Origin of the sequence: Streptomyces sp. NPDC058685, from assembly GCF_042714725.1 — a bacterium.
Lineage (GTDB): Bacteria > Actinomycetota > Actinomycetes > Streptomycetales > Streptomycetaceae > Streptomyces.
Window position 1 is genome coordinate 23,854 of the sequence record NZ_JBHXSL010000053.1, and the last position, 25,966, is coordinate 49,819.

Below are 25,966 nucleotides of genomic sequence, written 5' to 3' on the forward strand. Positions count from 1 at the left end.
CACCAGTGACCGACAACCAGGCCGAGCAGCACGCATGGCGGGAGGCGGACGCCCACGAGGCGCCCGTCCCGGCCGCGCAGGCCACGGTCACACCCGCCGACGCCGCCGACGCGGCGCGCCTCGTCTCGTTCGGACTCCAGCCCAAGCTGCTGCCCGCGCGCGACGCCGAGTACGCCGAACTGCTGCGCCGCTACCGCGAGGAGCCCGCGTTCGCCCGTCTCGCGGACGCCGTCGCCACGGGCCTCGGTCTGATCGTCCTCGAAGTCTCCCCGCGCGCCGGTATGGCGGTCACGGCCGGCGAGGACTCCGTGTTCGCCGTCCGCATGGGCGATTACGCCCGCCGCGCCACCGCCGACTCCGCGGACCGCTTCCTGCACGGTCTGGCCCATCTCGCCGTCGCCGCCCTGGCGTTCCCGCGCCCCGAGGACCTCGCCGACGACGGATACATCGGCCGGATCACCGTCAACGGCGTCGACGCGTTCGTACGCCAGGCGTGCGGCCGCCTCGAAGAGCGCGCCGACGCCGAGGGTGAGAACACCGACCCGGCCACCGACGAGCCCGGTCTCGAGGCCGCCTGGCGCGTCTACGCCCGCCGCAGCGCCACCGGCGCCACCAAGGACGCGCGGCGGCTCGCCGGTTCCACCACCGGCATCGTCGGCAAGGCCGTCGCCTTCCTCACCGATTCCGGCTTCCTCCAGCGCACGGGCGACGACGCCGGAGGCGCCTATCGCACCACCGCCCGGTACCAGTTGCAGGTCCGCGACATGGCGGGCAGCGCGGCCATGGCCGAACTGCTCGAACTGGGCGTGGTGCCGGTCAGCGACGGCACCGCCACCCTCGTACCGCCGCCCGACGCGGACGGACTGGAGCTGGCCGCCGACGCCGGACTCCCCTTCCACTCCTGACCCCGGCCCTCGCCCGGGCCCCCGCCACCCGCCCCGCCCATCCGCCTGCCGACCACGAGAGTCCGCCGCCATGTACGAGCTGTCCCGCGTTCGCCTCTACTCCATCGGGCCCGCCGGTGCGCGCTACGCCGACACCGTGCTGGATCTGCGCGGGGTCGGCGCGCCGGTGCCCCACCCCGCGCCGACGCAGGCCGAGTTCTTCGAGGAGGAGCCGGCCGGCCCGCCCCGCCGTCCGGCCCCCGCCGGCGTGCTCTTCCTGGAGAACGGCGGCGGCAAGTCCGTCCTGCTGAAGCTGATCTTCTCCGTGATGCTGCCCGGCCACCGCAACACGCTCGGCGGCGCGAGCTCCGGAGTCCTGCGCAAGTTCCTGCTCGCCGACGACTGCGGGCACGTCGCGCTGGAGTGGCAGCACACCCTCACGGGCGAGCTGATCGTGGTCGGCAAGGTGAGCGAGTGGCGGGGACGCCAGGTCTCCAACGATCCGCGGAAGTTCGCCGAGGCCTGGTACTCCTTCCGTCCGGGCCCGGGGCTCAGCCTCGACTCCCTGCCCGTCGCCGAGTCCTCGGTGGTACGCCCTCCGGTCGAAGGCGTCTCCGGCGCACAGGGCCGCCGCCGCACCATGAAGGGCTTCCGGGACGCGATCACGGAGGCGGCGAAGGTGTACCCGCACCTGGACGTCTACTGGGAGGAGATCCACGACCGCTGGAACGAGCACCTCGGCGAGGTGGGCCTCGATCCCGAACTGTTCCGCTACCAGCGGGAGATGAACGCCGACGAGGGCGAGGCCGCGGGCCTCTTCGCGGTCAAGAAGGACTCCGACTTCACGGACCTGCTGCTGCGGGCCGTCACCGACACCCGTGACACGGACGGCCTCGCCGACCTCGTCAGCAGCTTCGGCAACAAGCTGGGCCGCCGGGCCGAGCTGACCGCCGAGCGCGACTTCACCGCCGGATCGGCCGACCTGCTCGGCCGGATCGTGGAGGCGGCCGAGGCGCGGACGCGGGCCCGCGAGATCCACACCGGAGCCGAGCGTCGCACCCGTACCCTCGCCCGCCGGCTCTCCGCACGGGCCGAGCTGGAACGCGGCCGCACCGCGGAGCTGACCGAGCAGGTCACGGCCGCCGCGCACACGGTCACCGACGCGGAGCGGGCCCGCAGCCGCAGTTCGCTGATCGCGGCCGAACTGGCCTACCGGCACGCGTCCTTGGCGCTGACCGTCGCCGAGAAGGGCGCGGCTGCCCAGCGGCGCGAGCTGATGGACGCCCGCACACTGCACTCCGCGTGGCAGGCGGCGGAGGCCGTGCTGCGGCACCGCGCCGCCTCCGACCGCTCGGCCCGTGTGGCCGTCGCGATCCGCGAGGCCGAACGCGACGCCGCCCCCGCGCTCGCCGCCCGGGCCAAGGCCGCCGCCGACCTCGTGCGGGCGCTGCACTCCGCGGCCGAAGCCGGCGAGCGCGTCGCCAACGAGGAGGAGGAGCGGTCGTCGGCCCTCCAGGAGACGGGCGAGGCCGCCCACCGCGACGCGACGGCCGCCGCGACCGAGGCCCAGCGCGCCCGCAGCGAGATCGGCCATCTCCGGCAGCGGCTGAGCGAGGTCGAGCAGGAAACGGCCGAGGCGGTGCGCGCGGGCTGGCTCGACGACACGGCCCCGGACGCCGACCCCGCGCGCGCCGCGCTGGCGGCGAGCGACGCGGAGAAGACGGCGGTCGCGGCATGGGACGCGGCCCGTGAGGCGGGACGCGCCACGGCGGACCGCGCGCGGGAGGCGGCCGCGGCGGAGTCCCGCGCCGAACTGGCGGCGGCCCGGGCGTCGGACGCGGCCCAGGCCGCGGAGAACGCGTACGAGGCGGAGCGCCGCGCGGCGGACGCCATCGCGGAGGACGACCGCCTCGCGGAACTCCTCAGTCTGCCCCCGACGACACAGGCCCCGGCCTCGGGCGCGACCGTCCCCTCGCCCCGCCGGGGCACGGCCGGAGCGGAGGCAGCCCGCGGGGGCGTGGACGCGCCGACCGAGCCGTACGGAGAGGGCCCGGGTGCCGATGAGGACGGCCAGGTCGACCGCGCGGGCGCGGCAGCACGAACCGCCGGTGGCGACACCGCGGGTGCTGACAACGCGCCGGAACAGGGCTCGGCAGCCGGATCGGGACACGGTGGCCCCGCGGCGGAAGGGGCGAGCGCCCGGCGGCACGCGTCCGGCGAGGCCCCCGACGCCGAGGCGTCCGCGCAGGGTCCCGCCGGCCCCGTCACCCGGACCGCCCGGCCGGCGGAAGGCCCCCTCACCACCGAGGAGTTGGACCGGTACGCCGACGAGCTGCACGAACTGCTCGACCAGTACGTCACCTCCGCCGAGCGCCAGCTCTTCGACCTGCGGACCGTCGCCGCGGACGACACCCGGATCCTCGGGGCGCTCGGCGACGGCGGCCTGCTGCCGCCCGGCCCCGACGTCCTCGCCACCGTCGAGTACCTGGGAGAACACGGCGTTCCGGCGCTGCCCGGCTGGCGCTACCTCGCGCAGGCCGTCGACCCCGCCGACCACGCGGCCGTCCTCGCCGCGCGGCCCGAACTCGTCGACGGCGTGGTGATCACCGACCCCGCGTCGCACGCCCGCGCCCGTGAGGTCCTCACCGGCGCCGCGCTGCTGCCCCGTTCCGCGGTCGCCGTCGGCACGGCGGCAGCGCTGCTCGCACCGGTCCCCGGACCCGGCACCGGCCAGGACGACGGCGGCAGCGGTGTCTTCCTCGTACCGCCGAACCCCGCGATGCACGACGAACACGCGGCGGACGAGGAGCGGCAGGCGCTGCGGGCCCGGGCCGCCGCCCGGGACGAGGAGATCCGGGCGCTCGCCGCCAGGCTCGCCGCTGACCGGTCCCTCGCCGCGCGTATCGGATCGTGGCGCGCGGACTGCCCGCCCGGCATGCTCGCCGAGCTGGCGCAGGCAGCGCACGCGGCCCGGGAGACGGCGGAAGAGGCCCAGGCCGAACTGACGGAGGCACGGACAGTCCGCGCCGAGGCGGACGAGGCGGCTGCCGACGCCGCGCGCGTCCGTGACGAGCGGCAGGATGCCGCCCAGCGCGCCCGCCGGGTCGCCGACGCTCTCGCCGGCCTCGCGTTCCGGCTTCGGGAGCGGGCGGGCTGGCAGGTCAAGCTGCGCGAACTGGCCGACGAGGCCGCCGAGTCCGAGGCCAGGGCCACGACCTGCCTGGAGCGCGCGAAGGCCGCGGACGAGGACCGCAGGGCGGCCCAGCGGGCCGGCGACGACGCCCGCCGCACGGCCCGCGCCCTGCGCGCCGAACGTGCCGAGATCGCGGGAGCACCCGAGAACCTGCCGGAGCCGGACGAGGACGCCGCCCGCGCCGCGCTCCCCGCCCTGCGCGAGGCCTACCGCGCGGCCTCCCAGCTGTACGAGAAGGTCGGCGTCGGCGCCGACCTCCGCGCCGAGCAGGCCCGGGCCGAGAGCGACGAGAGCGCCGCCCTCGCCGAGCTCGACCGGCTCACCAACAAGGTCCGCACCCGCGCCGCCCAGCTCCTGGAGGGTACGGACGGCGCCGACGGGCCGTCCCGTCAGGCCGCGGCCGCCCGCGCCGAGTCGCTGGTGCAGATGCTGGAGACACGGGCGACGGAGGCGAGCGAGAAGCTGGGCCGGCTGCGCGGCGAGGCGGAACGACTGGCTCCCGCCGACGGCGACGCCCACACCGAGCTCCCCGACGAGCTCGTCCCGGCCGACGCCGAACAGGCCCAGACCCTGCTGCGTACCGCGACCGCCGAACTCGCCTCGCGTACGGACGCGTTGGAGACGGCCCGAGACGCCCACGCGAGCCTGCTCCGGGCCCACCGGGCGTCCGAGGAGGCCAGGGGAGGATTCGACGAGGCCGCAGCCCTGCTGCGCGACCTGTTGCGGGAGCAGCACGACGAGGAGGGCCAGGAGACCCCCGAGCCGTACCCGGGCAGCCTGGCGGAGGCCCGCCAGTCCGCCGCCGAGGCCCGCCGCTCCCTGCGTTCCTGCGCCGCCGACCTGTCCGCCGCCGAGACCTCCGTACGGGAGGCGAGCGACGTCCTCGTCCGGCACGCCAACTCCACGCGCTACGAGCAGGTGCGCACCCCCGCACGGCAGCAGATCAGGGAGCTGCCGGCGTCCGCACTGCCGGAGCACGCGGCGAAGTGGGCCGAGGCGTTCGCGCCGCGTCTGCGGGTACTGACCGACGAGCTGGAGCAGTTGGAGCGCAACCGCGACACCATCGTCGACCGGCTCCGGGGGCTGGTGGAGTCGGCGCTGACGACGCTGCGCTCGGCCCAGCGCCTGTCCCGGCTGCCCGAGGGACTCGGCGAGTGGTCCGGCCAGGAGTTCCTGCGGATCCGCTTCGAGGAGCCGGACCAGGCGACGCTGGCCGAGCGGCTCGGCGAGGTGATCGACGAGGCGACCCGCGCGGCCGTGCGCAAGAACTCCTCGGCCGCCTACGGCGAGGGGCGCAGGGACGGCATGTCACTGCTGCTGCGCGGAGTGCAGGCGGCGCTGGAGCCCAAGGGTGTCGCCGTGGAGATCCTCAAGCCGGACGCCGTGCTGCGCGCCGAGCGGGTCCCGGTCGGTCAGATGGGCGATGTGTTCTCGGGCGGTCAGTTGCTCACGGCCGCCATCGCCCTCTACTGCACGATGGCGGCGCTGCGCAGCAACGACCGTGGCCGCGACCGGCACCGCCACGCGGGCACCCTGTTCCTCGACAACCCGATCGGCCGGGCGAACGCCACCTATCTGCTGGAGCTCCAGCGGGCGGTGTCGGATGCGCTCGGCGTCCAACTGCTCTACACGACCGGCCTGTTCGACACCACGGCACTCGCGGAGTTCCCGCTCGTCATCCGGCTGCGCAACGACGCGGATCTGCGGGCGGGGCTGAAGTACATCAGCGTCGAGGAGCACCTGCGGCCCGGCCTGCCCCAGCACGACCCGTCCGGCGAGACGGTCCACGGTGAGATCACGGCGACCAGGATGTACAAGCGCGCCGCGGTGGAGCAGGAACCCGGGCCCTCTGCCTCGCCCGCAAAGGCCGCCTCGCCCGGAAAGCCTGCCTCGCCCGGAAAGCCTGCGTCACCCGGGACCCCGGCTGCACCGGAGCACTCCACCGGGAACACGGCAGCCGCCGCGGCGGAGGCCGCCCGCTGAGGGCGGGCAGCCGACACCGCGCAGGGGCCCGGCTGTTCAGGCCTGGGACAGCCGGCCCCGGCTCTGCCGCCGTATACGCGCACTCTCGCGCGCGGCCGCCCGGGCCGCCCGCCGCACCCGACGGCGCTCCCGTCGCAGCTGCCGCGCGCTGCTGCTCGGCGCGGAGATCACACCATGACGCTGGTTCCACACCTGACGGGTCACCCAGACGTCCAGCACCGCCCAGGTCGCCACCACGGTGCTGGCGACAGAGCTGAGCACCATGGGAAAGGCCAGCCATGAACCGGCAAGGGTGCAGAGGAAGGCGATCATCGCCTGAATCAGCGTCAGCGAGGTTATGAGTACCGCGCGGACCGCCGCCGTACGAACCGGATCCGCCATACGCCGTCTCGCCACCGGCTCCTCGACCCAGAGCTGCGGCGAATCCTGCGCATGGCCCGTCGCTCGTACCGCTCCGCGACGCTCGTCCGTGTCCATGGAACTGTCACTCCCCACTTCTGTCCGGCTTCAGGGTGGCTGCCCGGATTCCGTTGCTTTACTCCGGCGCTGCGTCGTACACGGACGTCGCCGCACGTCGGACGCACCGACGGAGATGAACAACCGGTGTCGGCCGCGAGCGGCCCGGCGCTGAACCGAATCCGCCGTCCGCCGATGCGGACGCGCCCCCACAACCCCCGTACAGAAGGACGATTGACCAGGCGCAATGATTCCCGCAGAACGAAGAATTCCAGCCATCTACCACGGTCCGAAAAATGACGTGCCGCCAGGTGGGGCGGGACACGCGGGGAATGTCATCTCCTTGAATACCAGGACAACCCGTGATCAACGCATCGTGGGCAGGCTGAAAATCGTCCGGACGCACCTTCGAGTTGTCTGTGTGACAGTAGTAGGCTCGCGCCGTTTGTTGACGGATAACACCGCCTGCCGTGGGCGGGGTTGAGCAGGGGGAGGCCATGCGCTTTCGCGGGAAGTCCATCCGCCGGAAGATCGTGGCGTTGTTGATGGTGCCGCTCGTCTCCCTCACGGCACTGTGGGGCTTCGCCACCGTACTGACCGGCCGTGAGGCGGACCAGCTTCTCGATGTCGGCTCGGTGGTCGAACAGGTCGGTCACCCGGTCGAGGACGCACTCGAGGACATCCAGAAGGAACGCCGGCAGACGCTCGTCTACCTGGCGGACCGCCGTGCTTCCGACGCGCTGCCCACGCTCCGCGACAGGCGCGCGGCCACCGACGCCGCCGTGGCCAGGATCAAGGAGAACGCGGAGAAGAAGGAAGTCCGCGAGGACATGCGGCCCGACGGTCGCACCAGGCTCACCTCGCTGCTGGAAGGGCTCGACGGCCTCGCGGCCCTGCGCCGCTCCGTGGAGGCGGGCACGGTCTCGCGCGCCCAGGCCCTGGAGTTCTACAACCGCATCGTCGACCCCGGCTTCCGCTTCCTGACCACCCTGCACGCCCTCAACGACGTCGGCATGGAACGTCAGGGACGTGCCCTCGTCGGCCTCGTCCGCGCCATGGAGATGCTGTCCCGCGAGGACGCGCTCATCGCCTCCGCCCTGACGACGGGCAAGGTCAGCGCCGACGAGATCCGCAAGCTCTCCGTCTTCGTCGCCAACCGCGAGCTCTACTACGACATCAACCTCGAGGTCCTGCCCGCACAGGAACGCGGGATCTACGAGCAGTACTGGCGAAGCCCCGAGACCGCGGCCCTGCGCGACACCGAGGAACGCCTCATCGCGGGCGGACCGCTGAAGAAGGCGAGCGCCGCCGAGGCCGCCGACTGGGAGTCGGCCGCCGCCCCCGTACTCGACGAACTCGCCCGTGAGGCCAATGCCGCCGGCGCGCGCTACCAGGACCGCGTCGACCCGGCCGCGTACAGCGTCTTCGTCCGCGCGGGCATCGCCGGCGTCCTGGGCTTCCTCGCCCTGCTGGTCTCGGTGATCGTCTCCGTGCGCATCGGCCGCGACCTCGTCCGCGACCTGTCCCGGCTGCGCAAGGAGGCCCACGAGGTCTCCGGCGTCCGTCTGCCCAGCGTGATGCGCAGACTGGCGGCCGGCGAACACGTCGACGTCGAGACCGAGGCCCCGCGCCTCGAGTACGACAAGGACGAGATAGGCCAGGCCGGCCAGGCGCTCAACACCCTTCAGCGCGCGGCCGTCGAGGCCGCCGTACGCCAGGCCGACATGCGGCGCGGTGTCTCCGAGGTGTTCGTCAACCTCGCCCGCCGCAACCAGGTGCTCCTCCACCGCCAGCTCACGCTCCTCGACACCATGGAGCGCCGCACCGAGGACACCGAGGAACTCGCGGACCTGTTCCGGCTGGACCACCTCACGACCCGTATGCGCCGGCACGCCGAGGGTCTGGTGATCCTCTCCGGCGCCGCGCCCTCCCGGCAGTGGCGCAAGCCGATCCAGCTCATGGATGTCGTCCGGGCGGCGGTCGCCGAGGTCGAGGACTACGAGCGCATCGAGGTGCGCCGGCTGCCCCGCATCGGCGTCGGCGGACCCGCGGTCGCCGACCTCACCCACCTCATCGCCGAACTCCTGGAGAACGCCACGGTGTTCTCCCCGCCGCACACCGGCGTCCAGGTGCACGGCGAGCGCGTCGCCAACGGCTTCACCCTCGAGATCCACGACCGCGGACTCGGCATGGCCCCCGAGGTGCTCCTCGACGCCAACCTCCGGCTCGCCGAGACGCCCGAGTTCGAGCTCTCCGACACCGACCGGCTCGGCCTGTTCGTCGTCAGCAGGCTCGCCCAGCGCCAGAACGTGCGGGTCTCCCTCCAGCCGTCGCCGTACGGCGGGACGACCGCGATCGTCTTCATCCCCGCGGCGCTGCTCACGGACGCCCCCGAGACGCAGGGCACCGGCTTCCGGCTCGACCGCAAGAGCGAGAGCGCGGCGGGCCGGCGCGGTAGCGACGGCAAACTGTCGGCGCTCTCGGGTCCGGGGCGGGCGAACGGCTCGGCGCTGCTCGACGGACCTGTCGAACTGGAGGGCCCCGTCGACCCGTTGGGCTTCGACGGCCGCCCCGCGGACCGCGACTCCGGCACCCTCGCCGACCTCGGCGACTCCGAGAGCGAACGCGGCGGCATCTTCCGGGCGAGGTCCCGAGGCCGCCGGCGCCCGGTCCCCGAGGAACAGCACCAACAGGCGCTGGAGCCCGCGCCGGAACGGACGGTGGGACCCGTGTCGCTTCCGCGCCGCAAACCGCCGACGCTGGTCACCGACCACGGGCGCCGGGTCGACGAGTCCGGCCGCTCGCACCCGGCCCCGGCCCCCGAGCCGGCGCGCACCGAACCGCCGCCCGCGCCCGCCCACGAGCTCCGTCCGGCATCGCCCGGACCGTGGTCGTCGCCCGCGCCGCAGGACGGGCCGGCGGACCCCGGGCTCATCGACGGCCTGCCGCGCCGGGTCCGTCAGGCGAGCCTCGCCCCCCAGCTCAGGGAGGGGTCGGGCCAGAGCCCGGCACCGGACGTGCGTGATGATGTCGAACGAGACGCGGAACAAGTACGCAATCGCATGGCTTCCATGCAACGAGGCTGGCAACGCGGCCGCCTCCAGAACGCAGACGAGGCCGACGAAGCCGGGCAGACCACCGGTACCGGCCGGCCGGCACCACGAAACACATCGGAGGGGGACGGTCGATGACCGCACCGCACACCGCAGCAGACGCCGTGGGCGGCCGCCCGGTCGCCAAGGGTTCCGGCGAGCTCAACTGGCTTCTCGACGAGCTGGTGGACCGCGTCGGCAGCATCCGCAAGGCACTTGTGCTCTCCAGCGACGGTCTGGCGACCGGCACGTCGGGGGAGCTGACCCGGGAGGACAGCGAGCATCTGGCCGCCGTCGCCTCCGGATTCCACAGCCTCGCCAAGGGAGTCGGCCGCCACTTCGACGCCGGCAAGGTCCGCCAGACCGTGGTGGAGCTGGACGAGGCCTTCCTCTTCGTCACCGCCGCCGGTGACGGCAGCTGTCTGGCCGTCCTCGCCGACGCCGACTCCGACGTCGGCCTCGTGGCGTACGAGATGACGCTGATGGTCAAGCGGGTCGGAGTGCACCTCGCCACCGCGCCACGGTCCGGTCCGGCCGCCGGAGGGTGAGTGTCCGGCATGAGTGACTCGACTCATAACGCCCAGCACCCTCACCACTACTTCGACGCCGAAGCGGGCCCCGTGGTCCGCCCGTACGCCATGACACGGGGCCGCACCAGCAGTGCGACGCGCCACCGGCTCGACCTGATCGCCCTGGTCGTCCCCGAGCCGGCGGCGGACCACCCCGGCCAGGACCAGTCCCTGTCCCCGGAACACGTCGAGATCGTCGAGCGCTGCGGCGACATGCCGCAGTCGATCGCCGAGCTCGCCGCCACCCTGGATCTCCCCGTCGGGGTGGTCCGGGTACTGGTCGGCGACCTCGTCGATGACGCTCTCGTGCATGTGACCCGTCCCGTTCCGCCGGCCGAACTGCCGGACGTGAGTATTCTCCGCGAGGTGATCAATGGTCTTCGGGCGCTCTAGCCGCCGGGAGCCTCCCGTCGAGCCGGTGACACTCAAGATCCTCGTCGCCGGCGGATTCGGCGTCGGCAAGACGACCCTGGTGGGCGCGGTCAGTGAGATCAGACCGCTGCGCACCGAGGAGACGCTGAGCGAGGCGGGCCGGCCCGTGGACAACACCGCGGGCGTCGAGTCCAAGACGACCACCACGGTCGCCATGGACTTCGGCCGCATCACGCTCCGCGAGGACCTGGTGCTGTACCTCTTCGGCACCCCGGGCCAGGACCGCTTCTGGTTCCTGTGGGACGAGCTGGCCCAGGGTGCCCTCGGCGCCGTCGTGCTCGCGGACACCCGCAGGCTGGAGGACTCCTTCGCGGCCATCGACTACTTCGAACGCCGTGGCATCCCCTTCACCGTGGGCGTCAACTGCTTCGAGGGCGCGGGCCGTTTCCCCGGCGAGACCGTACGGGCCGCACTCGACCTCGACCCCGAGGTACCCCTGATGATGTGCGACGCCCGCGACCGCGAGTCGGTCAAGATGGTGCTCGTGGCGGTGGTGGAACACGCCCTGGCCCGCGCCGACCGGCAGCGTGAGCACGCCACGACCTGATCAGCGCGCGGGAGCACCCCGAACGGCACGAGCACGGCCCGTACCCCCACCGACTGGGGTACGGGCCGTGGGCTTGTGCGCGGCCGCGGATCGGGCCGCCGCGACCGGGGCCGGGGCCTCAGGACCGGCCGCCGTCCTCCTCCCAGCCGAAGCTCCGCTCCACCGCCTTGCGCCAGTTCGCGTACTCGCGTTCACGAACCGGGGCCTCCATCCGCGGAGACCACTCCACATCGCGCCGCCAGTGCGTCTTCAGCTCGTCGAGGTCCGCCCACACGCCGGTGGCGAGACCGGCCGCGTAGGCGGCGCCCAGGCACGTCGTCTCGGACACCTCCGGCCGGATCACCGGCACGCCCAGGACATCCGCCTGATGCTGCATCAGCAGATTGTTCGCCGTCATGCCGCCGTCCACCTTCAGGGTCGTGATCTGCACCCCGGAGTCCTGGTACATCGCGTCCACGACCTCACGCGTCTGCCAGCTGGTCGCCTCCAGCACCGCGCGCGCCAGGTGTGCCTTGGTGACATACCGCGTCAGACCGGTGATCACACCACGGGCGTCGGAGCGCCAGTAGGGGGCGAAGAGGCCGGAGAAGGCCGGCACGATGTAGGCCCCGCCGTTGTCGTCCACGCTCGCGGCCAGCGTCTCGATCTCGTCCGCGCTGCGGATGATGCCCAGTTGGTCGCGGAACCACTGCACCAGCGCGCCCGTGATCGCGATCGAGCCTTCCAGGCAGTACACCGGGTTCTCGTCACCGATCTTGTAGCCCAGGGTGGTGATGAGCCCGCTCTTGGACGGCACGGGACGGTTGCCGGTGTTCAGCAGCAGGAAGCTGCCCGTGCCGTACGTGTTCTTGGCCGTTCCCGTGTCGTAGCAGGCCTGGCCGAAGATCGCGGCCTGCTGGTCGCCGAGCGCGGAGGCGACCGGCACCCCGGCCAGCTGGCCGACGGCGGTCCCGTAGACCTCCGAGGACGACCGGATCTCCGGGAGGACGGACTCGGGCACGTTCATGGCCGCGAGGATCGAGCTGTCCCACTCGAGGGTCTGGAGGTTCATCAGCATGGTGCGGGACGCGTTGGTCACGTCCGTGGCGTGGACGCCGCCCTCCGTACCGCCGGTGAGGTTCCAGATCAGCCAGGAGTCGATGGTGCCGAAGGCGATCTCACCGCGCTCGGCGCGGCTGCGCAGCCCGGGCACGTTGTCCAGCAGCCAGGCAGCCTTGGGGCCGGAGAAGTAGCTGGCGAGCGGGAGCCCGGTCGCGTCCCGGAAGCGGTCCTGACCGTCCGTGCCGCCCAGTTCGTTGCACAGAGCGGCGGTACGGGTGTCCTGCCACACGATCGCGTTGTGCACCGGCTTGCCGGTCGCCCGGTCCCACAGGACCGTCGTCTCGCGCTGATTGGTGATGCCGAGGGCGCTGAGCTGGTCGGCCCGCAGCCCGGCCTTGGCGATCGCACCCGCGACCACCGCCTGCACCTTGGACCAGATCTCGGTCGCGTCGTGCTCCACCCAGCCCGGCTTGGGGAAGATCTGACGGTGCTCGCGCTGGTCGACGGCGACGATGGCACCGTCCTGGTTGAAGATGATGCAGCGGCTGGACGTGGTGCCCTGGTCGATTGCGGCGACGAACTTGTCCGTCATGACGTCCCCTTGTCGATGCGGCCCAAAGGCCTAGAAGGCTGCGTTGAAGATGAGGCCGGCCAACAGCCCGCCGATCACCGGGCCGACCACCGGCACCCAGGCGTAACCCCAGTCGGACGAGCCCTTGTTGGGGATCGGCAGGACCGCGTGGGTCAGCCGGGGTCCCAGGTCGCGCGCGGGGTTGATGGCGTAGCCGGTCGGCCCGCCGAGCGAGAGACCGATGCCGACGACCAGCAGGGAGACCAGCAGGATCGAGATGCCGGACCCGTAGATGCCCGCGTCCTGCCCGGGGATCTGGCCGATGCCGATGCCGTCGTTCTTGCCGAAGGCGAGGATCGGCAGCACCAGCGCGACGGTCGCGATGACCTCGGTCATGGTGTTGGCGACCGGGCTGCGGACCTCGGGGCCGGTCGAGAAGATCCCGAGCGTCGGCTGGGCCTTGTCCTCCTCGGCGTTGGCCCGGAACTGCGCGAAGTAGACGAGGTAGGCCAGGACGGCTCCGAGGATCGCGCCGACCATCTGCGCCACGATGTAGAGCGGAACCTTGCCCCACTCACCGGTGTCGACGGCCACGCCGAGGGTCACCGCGGGGTTGAGGTGACCGCCCGACAGCGGAGCGGCGGTGTAGGCACCCGCCAGCACTCCGAATCCCCAGCCGAAGGCGATGACGATCCAGCCGGCGGCCTTGGCCTTGGAGTGGTGGAGGGTGACGGCGGCGCAGACTCCCGCGCCGAACAGGATGAGTATCGCGGTGCCGATGACCTCACCGAGGAATATGTCCCCATTGCTCATGGCGGCTCCTAGGCCCTCACCCGGGGCCCGGCCCCGGTCCTCCGTGCAGGGTGCGTGCCATGGACTTCCATGGCTGGGGGAGCCGGAGGCAGGGAGATCTCGCCCCCGCCCGGCGTCCGTGACGAGCGTGGTGAGCGTGCCGAAATGCGGCGATGCCGACGAACAGGCAGTGTTCACCGACCCTGAGGGGGCGTCAAGGTGGTGGACAGCAAGGGTGGCCCCCCGACCGGAAATTGACGGCCCCGCGGAATACGTACAGCCCCTCAGCGGACCGCGACGACCGCCGATCCGTGCCCGAATAGCCCCTGATTCGCGGTGATTCCGGTACGCGCCCCGGGCACCTGGCGCTGCCCGGCCGTGCCTCGCAACTGCCACGTCAGCTCACAGACCTGGGCGATGGCCTGGGCGGGCACCGCCTCGCCGAAGGACGCGAGCCCGCCGCTGACGTTCACCGGGACGCGTCCGCCGAGCGCGGTCGCCCCCTCCCGTACGAGCTTGGCGCCCTCACCGGCGCCGCACAGCCCGATGTCCTCGTACCACTCCAGTTCCAGGGCGGTGGAGAGGTCGTACACCTCGGCCAGCGACAGATCCTCGGGCCCGATGCCCGCCTCCTCGTACGCCGCCGCGGCGATGGATGCCCGGAACGAGTGCGGCGACGGCTCGACCGCCACGGCCGAGTCGGTGGCGATGTCGGGCAGATCGAGCACGGTCCTCGGGTAGGTCGGGGTGACCGTGGAGACCGCGCGGATACGAACGGGGTCCGCCGCCCCGTGCCGGCGCGCGAAGTCCATGCTCGACAGCACCAGCGCGGCCGCACCGTCCGACGTCGCGCAGATGTCCAGCAGCCGGAGCGGATCGGCGACGACGGGGGATGCGGCCACCTCCTCGGCCGAAACGGGCGTGCGGTAGCGGGCGTTGGGGTTGAGCGCTCCCGCCGCGGCGTTCTTGACCTTGACCAGGGCGAAGTCCTCGCGGGTGTCGCCGTGTACGGCCATGCGCCGCCGGGCGTAGAGCCCGAAGTAGGCGGGGTTGGTCGCGCCGAGCACCCGGAAGCGCAGCCAGTCCGGGTCGTCGGGGCGATCGCCGCCGGCGGGCGCGAAGAAGCCCTTGGGGGCCGAGTCCGCGCCCACCACCAGCACCACGTCGGCCATGCCCGCGAGGATCTGTGCACGGGCCGCGTCGACGGCCTGTGCCCCCGAGGCGCAGGCGGCGTACACACTGGTCACACGGGCACCCTGCCAGCCCAGGGCCTGCGCGAACGTCGCCCCTGCCACATAGCCGGGATAGCCGCAGCGCACGCTGTTCGCACCGATCACCGACCGGATCTGCGGCCAGGCGATACCTGCGTCGGCGAGGGCGGCTCTCGCGGCCACCGTCCCGTACTGCACTAAGCTGCGACCCCACTTGCCCCAGGGATGCATTCCGGCCCCGAGGACCGCCACATCGCCGGTCATGACGACACCGCCACGGGCCGCCAGTGCCAGGTCGTGGGACCCGGGTCCGTCCGCGCGCCCTCGTCGAGCACACCGGGGACGACCTCGACCTCCATGCCGACCGCGAGATCCGCGACGGTGACCCCCGGCACGGCCTGTCCGAGCACGACCATGCGCTCGGCGGCGAGCTCGACGGCGACGAGGGTGTAGGGCTCCCACGGGGTCCCGGGATCGGAGACGTACGGCGCAGGCGGCCGGTAGCGGCCGTCGGTGTACGACCACACCCGCCCCCGCTTGGAGAGTGGCACCTCCGCCAACTCCCCGCCCCCGCAGGCGGGGTTGCGGCAGAAGGTGTCCTCGCGGGGGAAGAAGACCGACGAGCACGCCGTGCACCGGGTGCCGAGCAGCCGGAAGTCCTCCTCACCGCTGTCGTGCGTGAACCATCCGGCGACCACGGGCGTGCGCGTCAAGGGCCCTCCCCGGCACAGCAATCTGACGGAACGTCAGAAGTGTGCCACGGTCTACCGGTTCTCGGCGAGCCACTTGGCGGCGATCTCGGCCAGCTCCCTGTCCCGCCCGGCCAGCATCATCCTGATCATCTGGACGTCACCGCGCAGCGACCAGGCGGGATGCCCGAAGGTGGCCGGGTTGTTCTTCTCGATGAAGAAATGCGCCGGCCAGGCCGTGCCGTAGCCGATCAGCGGCAGCGCCGCCGCGTATCGCTTCCGCCCGCGGGCCAGCCCGTAGGCGGTCACCGCCAGACCGGTCAGCGTCCCTGTCAGATGCACCCACCGGGTCGCCGCCCTGGAGTGCATCGCGACGTAGTAGGGCCAGAATTCCTCGTACGAGTCAAAGGTCTGCTCTGCCATGTCCGCACCGTAATCCCTGGGAGGAGAACCGGAAACGGCTCTCGTGCGTCGGATAGCAGTGAACGGACCGGCCGGAGCCTACGGGGGTGGTCCCGGCCGGTCCGTTCGCACGCCGCCCGCGCCCGGACGGGCTCGGCTCGGTGACCGGACGGCTCGCCTCGGCTCAGTGACCGGCGACCGACCTCCGGGCGACGGGGAAGTCGAAATACGTGTCCGGGAAGAGTTCGGGCTTGTGGGTGAAGTGCCACCACTCCTCGGCCAGGTTCACAAAGCCGAGACCGCTCAGCGTCGACTTCAGCAGTTGCCGGTTCGCGCGCTGCTTGCCCTGAATGCGCGGGTCCTCGGTGTGCGACAGGGTGTCGAAGCAGTCGTAACCGGTCCCCATGTCCACGGAATTGTCCGGGAAACGCTCGGAGGCCGGGGCATGGCAGGGGACAAGGGGCTCGCCCGGGACATACGGCCTGGTGGGGTGTGCCGGGAGCTTCACCACGGTGAGATCGACCGTGGAACCGCGGCTGTGCCCGGACTTCTCCGCGATATAGCCGTCCTCGAACAGCCTCGACTTGTCGACGTGGGGATAGAACTCCTTTTTCATCGCCTCGTCGTCCAGATCCTTCGCCCACTCCACGAAGTGGTCGACCGCCCGCTGGGGCCGGTAACAGTCGTACACCTTCAGCGAGTAGCCCCGGCGCAGGAGTTGCCGCTGTGCCTGATGCAGGGCCTTCGCGGCCGGCCGCGTGAGAATGCACAGCGGCTGCTGGTAGCCGTCGATCCGCTCGCCCACGAAGTTGTGCGCCGTGGTGTAGCGCATCTCCTGAATGATCGTCGGATCCACCGACCGCAGGGCCACGAACTCCTTCGGGGCCGTGGGTTCCGGGTCGGCCTGTGCGGCGGGAGCGGTGGCTGCGGCGAGGGAGACGAGGGCGGCACCGGTCGCGAGCAGGGTGCGGAGAGCGGAAGCACGTCGAGTCATGGGCACACCGTCTATCAGTTCCGACCCCCGCGGGAAAGGTGATCGGATACAGTCCGCGCGTGCCCAAGGACTCCTACTGCGGCAACTGCGGTGCGCCGTACGGCCCGGCCACCGGCTGGCCCCGCACCTGCTCCGCCTGCGGCGACACCGCCTATCGCAATCCGCTGCCCGTTGCCGTCGCCCTGCTCCCGGTCCGCGACGGGGACGGCACGGGCCTCGTCGTCATCACCCGGACCGTCGAACCCCGGCGCGGAGGGATCGCGCTGCCCGGCGGATTCATCGACTTCGGCGAGGACTGGCAACAGGCGGTCGTCCGTGAACTGCGGGAGGAGACGGGCATCGACGCGGCCCGCGACGACGTACGCCTGGCGGACGCCATGAGCGCTCCCGGGGGCCATCTGCTGCTGTTCGGCCTGCTGCCGGAGCGAGCGGCGGCGGACCTCCCACCGTCGCAGGCGACCGACGAGACGGAGGGCTGGCATGTGCTGCGCACCCCGGGGGAGTTGACTTTCCCGCTGCACACGACGGCGGCGAGGAACTGGTTCGACGGCGTCTACGGCTGACCGCGCTCGGGCCGGTCGGGTCCGGCTGAACCGTACGACCCGGGCGGGCCGATGGGCGCCACGGCCGCGCAGCCCGCGTACGGACCCACCCGTCCGCCCGGCGTCCCGGCCACGCGCCGGCGTCCGCACCCCCGCCCCGCCGACGCGGCCGGCCGTACCGGGCACGCCTCCTACTCCTTCGCGCCCAACCCCCTCACCCGCACCCTCCACCTCGGTGGACCGGACCCGTCCCCGTTGATCTGCTTCACCACCACCCGGCCGTCCACCAGCCGGGTCGTGTAGCGCTCTACCTCCGTGGGCCCGAAACCGTCGCCGGTGTCCGGGACCACCAGGCCACCGCCCCGGCGGCCCACGGCGGGGGCCCACACCTCCAGCTCCGTACTGCCGTCCGCACCCCGTACCGGAATCACCGAACCGCCCCGCGCCAGGACGGGAACGCGCGACAGCGGAGCCTCGACCAGGACCTGCCCGGGGCCCTCGTACGCCCGGCCGGTCGCCGTGTCGTACCAGCGGCCGCGCGGCAACCGCACCGCACGGCGGTCGGCACCCGCCTCCAGCACCGGAGCGACGAGCAGCGCGTCGCCGAGCAGGAACGTGTCCTCGCAGTCGCGCAGCGTCCTGTCCTCGGGCGAGTCCCACCACACGGGCCGCACATACGGTGCCCCTGTCAGCCGTGCCAGCTGCGCGAGCGTGACGAAGTAGGGGTGCAGCCGCTCGCGTTCCTCCAACGCCGACTTCGCGTGGGCGAGGACGGCGGGCCCGAACTCCCACGGCTCCCTGCGCCCCGCGTCGATCGCCGCATGCGTACGGAACAGCGGCAGATACGCGCCGAGCTGGAACCAGCGCAGATACAGCTCCGGCGAGGGGACGCCGTCGAAACCGCCGACGTCCGGCCCCGAGTACGGCACCCCGCACAACCCGAGGCCCAGTACGAGCGAGAGCGAGGCACGCAGCCCCGGCCACCCCGTGGAGACGTCGCCGGACCAGGTACCGCCGTACCTCTGCATCCCGGCCCAGCCGGAGCGCGAGAAGAGGAACGGCCGCTCCGCCGGGCGCAGCCGCCGCAGGCCCTCGTATCCGGCACGGGCCATCGTGAGCCCGTAGAGGTTGTGGGCCTCCCGGTGGTCGCCGCCCTGCCCGTCGAGCGCGTGCCGGGCCGACCGCGGCAGGGTCATGTCGCCGAAGGGGGTGAAGGAGACCGGTTCGTTCATGTCGTGCCACACCCCCGAGAAGCCCTGCGCCAGGCGCTCCTCGTACAGCTCGCCCCACCAGCGCCGGGCCCGCGGATCGGTGAAGTCCGGATAGACGCAGTCACCGGGCCAGACCACGCCGTGCACCGCGTCGCCCCGGCGGTCCTTGACGAACACATCCGCCGCCAGCCCACTGTCGTACACCGCGTTCCCCGGCTCGGCCTTCACCGCCGGATCGACGATCGAGACGAGCCGCACCCCGTCCTCGCGCAGGTCCCTCGCCAGCCCCGGCAGATCGGGGAACCGCTCGCGGTCGACGGTGAAGATCCGACGGGCGTCGTAGTGGTCGATGTCGAGATGGATCGCCGACAGGGGCAGATCCCGGTCCCGGTAGCCCGCCGCGACCCGCCGTACCTCCCGCTCACTGCCGAACCCCCAGCGGGCGTGCTGCGGGCCGAGCGCCCACGAGGGCGGCACGGCGGGTGCGCCAGTGAGGCGGGTCCAGCAGCTCAGTACGCGGGCGGGGGTGCCGACCGCCACCCAGCAGCGCAGCGGACCGCCGTCCATCCGCACCTCGCTGGTGCCCGGCCGGTCGTGACCGGAGCCCGCGCCCTCCTCGCCCTCGCGCAGCGTGACGCGACCGTCCCAGGAGTTGTCGTGGAACGCCAGATGCGTGCCCGCGTCCGCCACGACCAGCTGAACCGGCATGGTGATGTAGAGCGGGTCGTCGCCGGGACCGAAGGAACCCCGAGGGTCGGTGTTCCACAGACGGTAGGTGCCGTCCCGCAGCCGCGGCCCCGACGCCCTGCCGCCGAGCCCGAAGAAGCGGGCGTCCGCCGCCACTTCGGTCCGCTGCACCCAGCGCGCGGGACCGCCGTGCACCGGTTCCCACCAGCGCGGCGGAAGGTCGCGGCGCAGGACCACACCACCGGGGGTGCGGATCTCCACCGCCCCGTTCCGGGACACCTCGACGGTCACGCGCTCCGACACCACCCGCCAGCCGCCGTCCTTGTCGGGCTCCAGCGAGGCCCTCGGATCCGGCTCGGGCGGCGCTCCGTCCAACGCGTACGACGGCTCCGGTTCCGCGCCGTCCCACCCCCAGAAGACGGCACCGCCCGCGGTCACGCAGATCCGCAGCTCGGAACGGGCGAACCGGACGATCCCGCCTCCCGGCAGCGGCTCCGCCCCGGCCACCGGACCGGGCACCCTGGCGCGCTCCGCACCCCTCGCCGGCAGTTCCCGCGAGTCGGTACGCCGCTGCCGCCAGGCAGAGCGCACCGCGCGCAACCCCTGCACCGTTCCGAAGTTCCGCACCGAGCGCACCAGACCACGACCATCCATGCAGCTCAGCCTGCCATCCGACCGGGCGTACGGGAGGTTTGTTCAACTCCCGTTCACCCATGGTGCGACCACATATTCCACGGCCCGACCATGGGTGGCGAGCCCTGGTGCGAAAGACGATCACATGGCATCGTCCGTGTCAGCCGCGTTACGCGCACACCCCGCACGTGCGCGTGACCACGCCGACACCGCGTAGAGCCAGCCAGGAGCCGATTCATGACCTCAGCAGCGAACCCTGCCCCCCTGTGGCAGCCGGACTCCGACCGTATCGCCGCCGCGCGGATCACCCGCTTCCAGAGCTGGGCCGCCGAGCACCACGGAGCCCCGGCGCAGGGCGGATACGCGGCGCTGCACCGCTGGTCGGTCGATGAGCTCGAAACGTTCTGGCACGCGGTCGCCGACTGGTTCGACGTCCGGTTCTCCACCCCCTACGAGCGCGTGCTCGCCGATCCGGCCATGCCCGGCGCCCGGTGGTTCCCGGGCGCCACGCTCAACTACGCGGAACACGCCCTGCGCGCCGCCGAGGAACGCCCCCACGATCCGGCCCTGCTCCATGTGGACGAAACACCTGAGCCGACCCCGGTGAGCTGGGCCGAGCTGCGCCGCCAGGTGGGCGCCCTCGCCGCCGAACTGCGCGCGCTCGGCGTGCGGCCCGGGGACCGGATCAGCGGCTACCTCCCCAACATCCCGCAGGCCGTCACGGCACTGCTCGCCACCGCCGCCGTCGGTGCCGTGTGGACCTCCTGCGCCCCCGACTTCGGCGCCCGCAGCGTGCTCGACCGCTTCCAGCAGGTCGAGCCCGTCGTCCTGTTCACCGTCGACGGCTACCGCTACGGCGGCAAGGAGCACGACCGCAGGGACACCGTCGCCGAACTGCGCGCCGAACTGCCCACGCTGCGTGCCGTGGTCCACATCCCCCTCCTCGGCACCGAGGCACCCGACGGCGCACTCGACTGGTCCGCCGTCACGGCCGGCGACACCGAGCCCGTGTTCGAGCAGGTCCCCTTCGACCATCCGCTGTGGGTGCTGTACTCCTCCGGCACCACCGGCCTGCCCAAGGCGATCGTCCAGTCCCAGGGCGGCATCCTGCTGGAGCACCTCAAGCAACTGGGACTGCACTGCGACCTCGGCCCGGAGGACCGGTTCTTCTGGTACACCTCCACCGGCTGGATGATGTGGAACTTCCTCGTCTCCGGCCTGCTCACCGGCACCACGGTGATCCTTTACGACGGCAGCCCCGGCTATCCGGGCACCGGAGCCCAGTGGGGCATCGCCGAACGCACCGGGGCCACCTTCTTCGGAACCTCCGCCGCGTACGTCATGGCCTGCCGCAAGGCCGGCGTCCACCCGTCCCGCGACCACGATCTGTCCCGCATCGCGTGCGTCGCCACCACCGGATCCCCGCTCCCGCCGGACGGTTTCCGCTGGTTGCACGACGAGGTGGCGGACGACCTCTGGATCGCCTCCGTCAGCGGCGGCACCGACGTCTGCAGCTGCTTCGCGGGCGCCGTTCCCACCCTGCCCGTCCACATCGGCGAGCTCCAGGCCGCCTGCCTCGGCACCGACCTCCAGTCCTGGGACCCGCAGGGCAAGCCGGTCACCGGCGAGGTCGGCGAACTGGTCGTCACCAACCCGATGCCGTCGATGCCCATCCGCTTCTGGAACGACCCCGACGGAAGCCGCTACCGCGACAGCTACTTCGAGATGTTCCCCGGCGTCTGGCGACACGGTGACTGGATCACCATCACCGACCGCGGCTCCGTCGTCATCCACGGCCGGTCCGACTCCACCCTGAACCGTCAGGGAGTACGCATGGGGTCCGCCGACATCTACGAAGCGGTCGAACGGCTCCCGGAGATCCGCGAATCGCTGGTCATCGGTCTGGAGGAGCCCGACGGCGGCTACTGGATGCCGCTGTTCGTCCACCTCGCCGACGGCGCCACGCTCGACGACGACCTGCGCGCCCGCATCACGCGGACGATCCGCGAGCAGCTGTCCCCCCGGCACGTCCCCGACGACATCATCGAGGTGCCCGGCGTCCCGCACACCCTGACCGGCAAGCGCATCGAGGTCCCCGTCAAGCGTCTGCTCCAGGGCACGGCCCTCGCCAAAGCGGTCAACCCCGGCTCGGTCGACAACCTGGAACTGCTGAAGTTCTACGAGGAGCTCGCCCGCAGCCGTCCGTGACCGCCGCCGCCTCCCGCCCGGCCTCGGAGCCGACCGCACCCCGGCGAACACCGAGGCCGGCGGCCTGTTCCGGTGTCTGTCGCAGCACTCCGCCCGGCATTGTCAGTGCCTCCCGTTACGGTGAGTCACGACCAGTCGACAACCGTCAGGGGGAGAAATGGCGCACGACAAGGCAGCCCGCGAACAGGCCGGGCGTAGGCGCAAGGGCCGTACCGGACCGCGGGCGGCGGGGGACCGTCCCACGCCGACCGCCCTCAGGCGCACCCTGCGCCGAGAAGTCGCCGGCACCGTCGGGGTGCTGACCGACGCGTACGACTTCGACGCGATGCGCGGATACCGCACCTTCCCGTTCGACGACCACCGCGAGTACCTCCAGCAGGTCGACGGGCTGCTCAGGACGCTCGCCGGCCGTCAACTGCACACCACCGTCGCCCTGTTCGACCCGGAGGACTTCGCGGAGTACTGCTCCGAGCACGGCCTCGACCCCGACACCCCCACCAGCCGCAGCCGCTACACCGCGGCGATCACCACCCGTGGCAGCACCGTCGCCTACACCGGCCAGCCACTCGACAGCCTGCTGCCCGAGCTCATCGACAAGGCGGTCCGGCAGGCCACCTGGGAGTACGCGACCCTGCTCCTCGCCGACCTCGGTGAGTGCGCCGACTGCGGCCAGGACGTCGGCCGGTCGGCGTTCGACCGGGCGTCCCGTCTCCTGATGCGCCTGCTCGAAGGGGCGGGGGAGGGCAGACACCACCTCGTGTGCAGCGTCCCCGCCCGGGACGAACAGCTCCTCGCCGTCCTGCACGCGGAAGGGAACGCGACCACGGCTGCACGGGCCGCCGAACTGGACGCCGCCGAGGGCGCCGAGTTCGTCACCGTCCTCGCGACCGCCGTCGCCCTGGAAAGCCCCGGCGGCCTGGTGCTGCGCACCAGCACACCCGACGCACCGGACCGCCTCCGCGGCTGGCGGCTGCACGAGGGCCGCCTCCTCCCGCTGACCGCGGGCGAGGTGTTCAGCGCGTACTGCACGGACGCGGCCACCGGCGAGCCACTCTCACCCGAGCCGGGCGTGGAGTACTGCGCGGGCTTCCCCGTCCCCACCGATGACCCGGAGACCCACCACTGAACGGCGAAGGGGCTCCCGCCGTCCCCGGCAGGAGCCCCTCGACCGATCTCTCCCCGCGGCTACTCGCCGGAGAGCACCGCCTGCGCGGCCAGGCGCGCCTCTTCGGCCGTGTCCGCGGCACGGGCCGCGGACGCGGCCCGCTCGCACTGCGCGAGCGTGTACTTCGCCAGCGTCGAGCGGACATAGGGGATCGACGCGGCGCCCATGGACAGCGACGTCACCCCCAGACCGGTGAGCACACAGGCGAGCAGCGGATCGGAGGCAGCCTCACCGCACACACCACAGCTCTTGCCCTCGGCCCGTGCGGCCTCGGCCGACAGCGCCACCAGGTCGAGCAGCGCCGGCTGCCACGGGTCCTGAAGCCGGGACACCGCACCCACCTGACGGTCGGCGGCGAAGGTGTACTGCGCCAGGTCGTTGGTGCCCAGCGACAGGAACTCCACCTCCTGCAGAATCGAGCGCGCCCGCAGAGCGGCCGACGGAATCTCCACCATCGCGCCGAACTTCGCCCGCAGCCCCGCCTCGCGGCACGCGTCCGCGAACGCCTTCGCGTCCGTACGGTCCGCCACCATCGGCGCCATGACCTCGAGATACACGGGCAGACCCTCGACGGCCTTCGACAGCGCCGTCAGCTGGGTCCGCAGCACCTCGGGGTGATCCAGCAGGCTGCGCAGCCCGCGCACACCCAGCGCCGGATTCGGCTCGTCCGCCGGCGTCAGGAAGTCGAGCGGCTTGTCCGCGCCCGCGTCCAGCACCCGCACGACCACCCGGCCCTCGGGAAACGCCTCCAGCACCGCGCGGTACGCCTCGACCTGCTTCTCCTCGGACGGCGCCTGCTTGCTGTCGTCCAGGAACAGGAACTCCGTACGGAACAGACCGACGCCCTCCGCACCGGCCTCCAGCGCCGCGGGAACATCCGCCGGACCGCCGACATTCGCGAGCAGCGGCACCTTGTGCCCGTCCGACGTGGCACCCGGTCCGGTCGACGCGGACAGAGCGGCCTTCCGCTCGGCTGCCGCGCGCTCCATCTGTGTGCGCTTCTCCTCGCTGGGCTCGACGAAGACCTCACCGGTGCTGCCGTCGACCGCGATGACCGTGCCCTCGGCGAGTTCGCCCGCACCGGGCAGCGCCACCACGGCCGGCACACCGAGCGCCCGCGCCAGGATCGCGCTGTGACTGGTCGGCCCGCCCTCCTCGGTCACGAACCCGAGCACCAGCGCCGGGTCGAGCAGCGCGGTGTCCGCCGGCGCGAGATCCCGCGCGATCAGGACGTACGGCTCGTCGCTGTCGGGCACACCGGGCATCGGCACACCCAGCAGTCGCGCCACGATCCGGTTCCGTACGTCGTCCAGGTCGGCCACGCGGCCGGCGAGGTACTCACCGGCACCCGCGAGCAGCGCCCGGTACGAGGCGAACGCGTCGTACACCCCGCGCTCGGCCGTGCTCCCGACAGCGATGCGCCGCTCCACATCGGCCATCAACTCGGGGTCCTGCGCCATCATCGCCTGCGCCTCGAGCACATGCTGGGCTTCGCCGCCTGCCAGATTGCCCCGAGCGATCAGGTCCGCGGCCACAGCCTCCACGGCCTTGCGGGCGCGCCCCTGTTCGCGCTCCGCGTCCTGTGCCGGGATCTGCTTCGCCGGCGGCTCCAGCACCGCCGTACCCATGTGCCGTACTTCGCCGATCGCCACCCCGTGGCTCACGCCGACGCCTCGCAGCGTTGTCTCCATTTCACCGTCTCCGATTGAGCGACGGCCTGTGCCGCCGCGTTGGATGTGCAACTCGCCGTCATCACGGCGTCGGCGTCACTGCCAGGTGAAGAGGGTGTCCCCGGACTTCACGTCGCCGTCCTCACGGAGTCCGGAGAGGGAGTCGGCCGTGGCCTCGAGCGCCACGATCGGACAGATGGCGGACTTGCCGGCTTCTTCGACGGCCGCCGGGTTCCAACGCACCACGGGCTGACCACGGCGAACGGTGTCGCCCTTGTTGACGAGCAGCTCGAAGCCCTCGCCGTTGAGCTGGACGGTGTCGATGCCCAGGTGCGTGAGCACACCGTGTCCCTGCTCGTCGACGACGACGAAGGCGTGGGGGTGGAGGGAGACAACGATGCCGTCGACGGGTGCGACCGCCTCCGAGGGCTCACGAACGGGGTCGATGGCGGTACCCGGACCGACCATGGCACCGGAGAACACCGGGTCCGGCACCGCCGAGAGTCCGATGGCACGTCCGGAAAGAGGGGACGTCACTGTGGTCATGGAGCCTCCCAGGGGCGGAGATTCGTTACTGCACCGTCACTGCCTGTCGAGGACGGCGCACTGTTCAGAAGGGTAAGTCATGAGAAGTCCTAGTTCCGCACGAGAGCTACCAGTTGGCGGACCTAGGGGCGCACCGGAAACGATTTGCCTCGCCTCCTGGCGACAGGTACTGTCGTACCCCTGCCTGGCCCCAACGCGACAGTGAGTCGGGGGTCGGCAGCGCCTATCAAGCCGAGATCCTAACTGGTCTAAACCTCTGCATGTCCGCAGGGCGGATGGTCAGGGAGACCGAAAAAGCCTGATAAGGTTTGGAAACACCGAAGGGAAGCGCCCGGAGGGCCTTGAAGAAGGCCCAAAGGAAGCGTCCGTTCCTTGAGAACTCAACAGCGTGCCAAAAGTCAACGCCAGATATGTTGATACCCCGTCCATCTTCGGATGGCGAGGTTCC

19 protein-coding genes are annotated in these 25,966 nt (G+C 72.1%); 9 read left to right on the forward strand and 10 right to left on the reverse strand.

The features are described from left to right. Positions 1-5: 5 nt before the first annotated feature. Together ACFWU3_RS30260 and ACFWU3_RS30265 are read left to right on the forward strand one after the other, a co-directional pair. A complete protein-coding gene (locus tag ACFWU3_RS30260) occupies positions 6-905 on the forward strand; it encodes a hypothetical protein (RefSeq protein ID WP_384444062.1) in 900 nt (299 codons plus the stop codon). A gap of 70 nt (positions 906-975) precedes the next feature. Next, positions 976-6,060 carry a hypothetical protein gene (locus ACFWU3_RS30265; RefSeq protein WP_384444064.1) on the forward strand — a complete coding sequence of 1,695 codons (5,085 nt, stop codon included), beginning with the start codon at positions 976-978 and terminating at the stop codon, positions 6,058-6,060. A 36-nt stretch (positions 6,061-6,096) separates the two neighbouring features. On the opposite strand, the gene ACFWU3_RS30270 is transcribed toward ACFWU3_RS30265, so the two are convergent. Further along, positions 6,097-6,537 (reverse strand): hypothetical protein, encoded by a 441-nt coding sequence (locus ACFWU3_RS30270; protein ID WP_384444066.1) that lies wholly within the window; start codon positions 6,535-6,537, stop codon positions 6,097-6,099. Positions 6,538-7,013: 476 nt separating this feature from the next. Here ACFWU3_RS30270 and ACFWU3_RS30275 point away from each other — a divergent pair, with 476 nt between their 5' ends. The 4 genes from ACFWU3_RS30275 to ACFWU3_RS30290 are packed head-to-tail and all read left to right on the forward strand — an operon-like array spanning position 7,014 to position 11,156. Next, on the forward strand, positions 7,014-9,707 hold the full coding sequence (locus ACFWU3_RS30275; RefSeq protein WP_384444068.1) for a nitrate- and nitrite sensing domain-containing protein: 2,694 nt from the start codon (positions 7,014-7,016) through the stop codon (positions 9,705-9,707). Beyond that, complete coding sequence (locus tag ACFWU3_RS30280) at positions 9,704-10,156, forward strand: roadblock/LC7 domain-containing protein (protein WP_313947555.1); 453 nt, start codon at positions 9,704-9,706, stop codon at positions 10,154-10,156. The genes ACFWU3_RS30275 and ACFWU3_RS30280 overlap by 4 nt, the downstream gene beginning before the upstream one ends. Positions 10,157-10,165: 9 nt before the next feature. Continuing rightward, positions 10,166-10,570, forward strand: a complete 405-nt coding sequence (locus tag ACFWU3_RS30285) for a DUF742 domain-containing protein (protein WP_384444071.1) — start codon at positions 10,166-10,168, stop codon at positions 10,568-10,570. After that, positions 10,551-11,156, forward strand: coding sequence for an ATP/GTP-binding protein (locus ACFWU3_RS30290; protein ID WP_384444073.1), 606 nt, complete (start codon positions 10,551-10,553; stop codon positions 11,154-11,156). Before ACFWU3_RS30285 ends, ACFWU3_RS30290 begins: the two co-directional genes overlap by 20 nt. 118 nt (positions 11,157-11,274) lie before the next feature. Here the strand turns inward: ACFWU3_RS30290 and glpK are convergent, their stop codons facing one another. The 6 genes from glpK to ACFWU3_RS30320 all read right to left on the reverse strand — a co-directional run bounded on the left by glpK (position 11,275) and on the right by ACFWU3_RS30320 (position 16,856). Then, positions 11,275-12,789, reverse strand: a complete 1,515-nt coding sequence (gene glpK, locus ACFWU3_RS30295) for a glycerol kinase GlpK (RefSeq protein WP_384444075.1) — start codon at positions 12,787-12,789, stop codon at positions 11,275-11,277. A 30-nt stretch (positions 12,790-12,819) separates the two neighbouring features. Beyond that, positions 12,820-13,581, reverse strand: coding sequence for an MIP/aquaporin family protein (locus ACFWU3_RS30300; RefSeq protein ID WP_384444077.1), 762 nt, complete (start codon positions 13,579-13,581; stop codon positions 12,820-12,822). Positions 13,582-13,844: 263 nt separating this feature from the next. Then, complete coding sequence (locus tag ACFWU3_RS30305; RefSeq protein WP_384444079.1) at positions 13,845-15,035, reverse strand: lipid-transfer protein; 1,191 nt, start codon at positions 15,033-15,035, stop codon at positions 13,845-13,847. Continuing rightward, complete coding sequence (locus ACFWU3_RS30310) at positions 15,032-15,469, reverse strand: Zn-ribbon domain-containing OB-fold protein (protein ID WP_384444096.1); 438 nt, start codon at positions 15,467-15,469, stop codon at positions 15,032-15,034. The genes ACFWU3_RS30305 and ACFWU3_RS30310 overlap by 4 nt, the downstream gene beginning before the upstream one ends. Positions 15,470-15,535: 66 nt before the next feature. Beyond that, positions 15,536-15,883: an Mpo1-like protein gene (locus ACFWU3_RS30315; protein ID WP_384444081.1), complete on the reverse strand. Its 348-nt coding sequence runs from the start codon at positions 15,881-15,883 to the stop codon at positions 15,536-15,538. 163 nt (positions 15,884-16,046) lie between these two features. After that, entirely contained in the window at positions 16,047-16,856 is an 810-nt protein-coding gene (locus ACFWU3_RS30320) for a M15 family metallopeptidase (protein ID WP_384444083.1), read from the reverse strand. Positions 16,857-16,915: 59 nt separating this feature from the next. On the opposite strand from ACFWU3_RS30320, the gene ACFWU3_RS30325 reads away from it, so the two are divergent. Continuing rightward, the gene (locus ACFWU3_RS30325) at positions 16,916-17,419 is read left to right on the forward strand and encodes an NUDIX domain-containing protein (protein ID WP_384444085.1); all 504 of its coding nucleotides are present in this window, start codon (positions 16,916-16,918) and stop codon (positions 17,417-17,419) included. 170 nt (positions 17,420-17,589) lie between these two features. Here ACFWU3_RS30325 and ACFWU3_RS30330 read toward each other — a convergent pair whose 3' ends face one another. Then, positions 17,590-19,950, reverse strand: coding sequence for a glycoside hydrolase family 31 protein (locus ACFWU3_RS30330; RefSeq protein ID WP_384444087.1), 2,361 nt, complete (start codon positions 19,948-19,950; stop codon positions 17,590-17,592). Between the two features lie 216 nt (positions 19,951-20,166). Here ACFWU3_RS30330 and ACFWU3_RS30335 point away from each other — a divergent pair, with 216 nt between their 5' ends. Both ACFWU3_RS30335 and ACFWU3_RS30340 read left to right on the forward strand, forming a co-directional pair. Then, positions 20,167-22,137, forward strand: a complete 1,971-nt coding sequence (locus tag ACFWU3_RS30335) for an acetoacetate--CoA ligase (protein ID WP_384444088.1) — start codon at positions 20,167-20,169, stop codon at positions 22,135-22,137. Positions 22,138-22,294: 157 nt separating this feature from the next. Then, positions 22,295-23,263 carry a hypothetical protein gene (locus ACFWU3_RS30340; RefSeq protein ID WP_384444090.1) on the forward strand — a complete coding sequence of 323 codons (969 nt, stop codon included), beginning with the start codon at positions 22,295-22,297 and terminating at the stop codon, positions 23,261-23,263. A 59-nt stretch (positions 23,264-23,322) separates the two neighbouring features. Here ACFWU3_RS30340 and ptsP read toward each other — a convergent pair whose 3' ends face one another. Both ptsP and ACFWU3_RS30350 read right to left on the reverse strand, forming a co-directional pair. Then, entirely contained in the window at positions 23,323-24,993 is a 1,671-nt protein-coding gene (gene ptsP / locus ACFWU3_RS30345) for a phosphoenolpyruvate--protein phosphotransferase (RefSeq protein ID WP_384444092.1), read from the reverse strand. Between the two features lie 75 nt (positions 24,994-25,068). Next, on the reverse strand, positions 25,069-25,518 hold the full coding sequence (locus ACFWU3_RS30350; RefSeq protein ID WP_384444094.1) for a PTS glucose transporter subunit IIA: 450 nt from the start codon (positions 25,516-25,518) through the stop codon (positions 25,069-25,071). Positions 25,519-25,966 lie beyond the last annotated feature (448 nt).

What these genes read in the sequence shown, in the direction of transcription:
- ACFWU3_RS30265 (WP_384444064.1), top strand. Translation starts at nt 976, where the DNA reads ATGTACGAGCTGTCCCGCGTTCGCCTCTACTCCATCGGGCCCGCCGGT.
- ACFWU3_RS30270 (WP_384444066.1), bottom strand. Translation starts at nt 6,537, where the DNA reads ATGGACACGGACGAGCGTCGCGGAGCGGTACGAGCGACGGGCCATGCG.
- ACFWU3_RS30275 (WP_384444068.1), top strand. Translation starts at nt 7,014, where the DNA reads ATGCGCTTTCGCGGGAAGTCCATCCGCCGGAAGATCGTGGCGTTGTTG.
- ACFWU3_RS30280 (WP_313947555.1), top strand. Translation starts at nt 9,704, where the DNA reads ATGACCGCACCGCACACCGCAGCAGACGCCGTGGGCGGCCGCCCGGTC.
- ACFWU3_RS30285 (WP_384444071.1), top strand. Translation starts at nt 10,166, where the DNA reads ATGAGTGACTCGACTCATAACGCCCAGCACCCTCACCACTACTTCGAC.
- ACFWU3_RS30290 (WP_384444073.1), top strand. Translation starts at nt 10,551, where the DNA reads ATGGTCTTCGGGCGCTCTAGCCGCCGGGAGCCTCCCGTCGAGCCGGTG.
- glpK (WP_384444075.1), bottom strand. Translation starts at nt 12,789, where the DNA reads ATGACGGACAAGTTCGTCGCCGCAATCGACCAGGGCACCACGTCCAGC.
- ACFWU3_RS30300 (WP_384444077.1), bottom strand. Translation starts at nt 13,581, where the DNA reads ATGAGCAATGGGGACATATTCCTCGGTGAGGTCATCGGCACCGCGATA.
- ACFWU3_RS30305 (WP_384444079.1), bottom strand. Translation starts at nt 15,035, where the DNA reads ATGACCGGCGATGTGGCGGTCCTCGGGGCCGGAATGCATCCCTGGGGC.
- ACFWU3_RS30315 (WP_384444081.1), bottom strand. Translation starts at nt 15,883, where the DNA reads ATGGCAGAGCAGACCTTTGACTCGTACGAGGAATTCTGGCCCTACTAC.
- ACFWU3_RS30320 (WP_384444083.1), bottom strand. Translation starts at nt 16,856, where the DNA reads ATGACTCGACGTGCTTCCGCTCTCCGCACCCTGCTCGCGACCGGTGCC.
- ACFWU3_RS30330 (WP_384444087.1), bottom strand. Translation starts at nt 19,950, where the DNA reads ATGGATGGTCGTGGTCTGGTGCGCTCGGTGCGGAACTTCGGAACGGTG.
- ACFWU3_RS30335 (WP_384444088.1), top strand. Translation starts at nt 20,167, where the DNA reads ATGACCTCAGCAGCGAACCCTGCCCCCCTGTGGCAGCCGGACTCCGAC.
- ACFWU3_RS30340 (WP_384444090.1), top strand. Translation starts at nt 22,295, where the DNA reads ATGGCGCACGACAAGGCAGCCCGCGAACAGGCCGGGCGTAGGCGCAAG.
- ptsP (WP_384444092.1), bottom strand. Translation starts at nt 24,993, where the DNA reads ATGGAGACAACGCTGCGAGGCGTCGGCGTGAGCCACGGGGTGGCGATC.
- ACFWU3_RS30350 (WP_384444094.1), bottom strand. Translation starts at nt 25,518, where the DNA reads ATGACCACAGTGACGTCCCCTCTTTCCGGACGTGCCATCGGACTCTCG.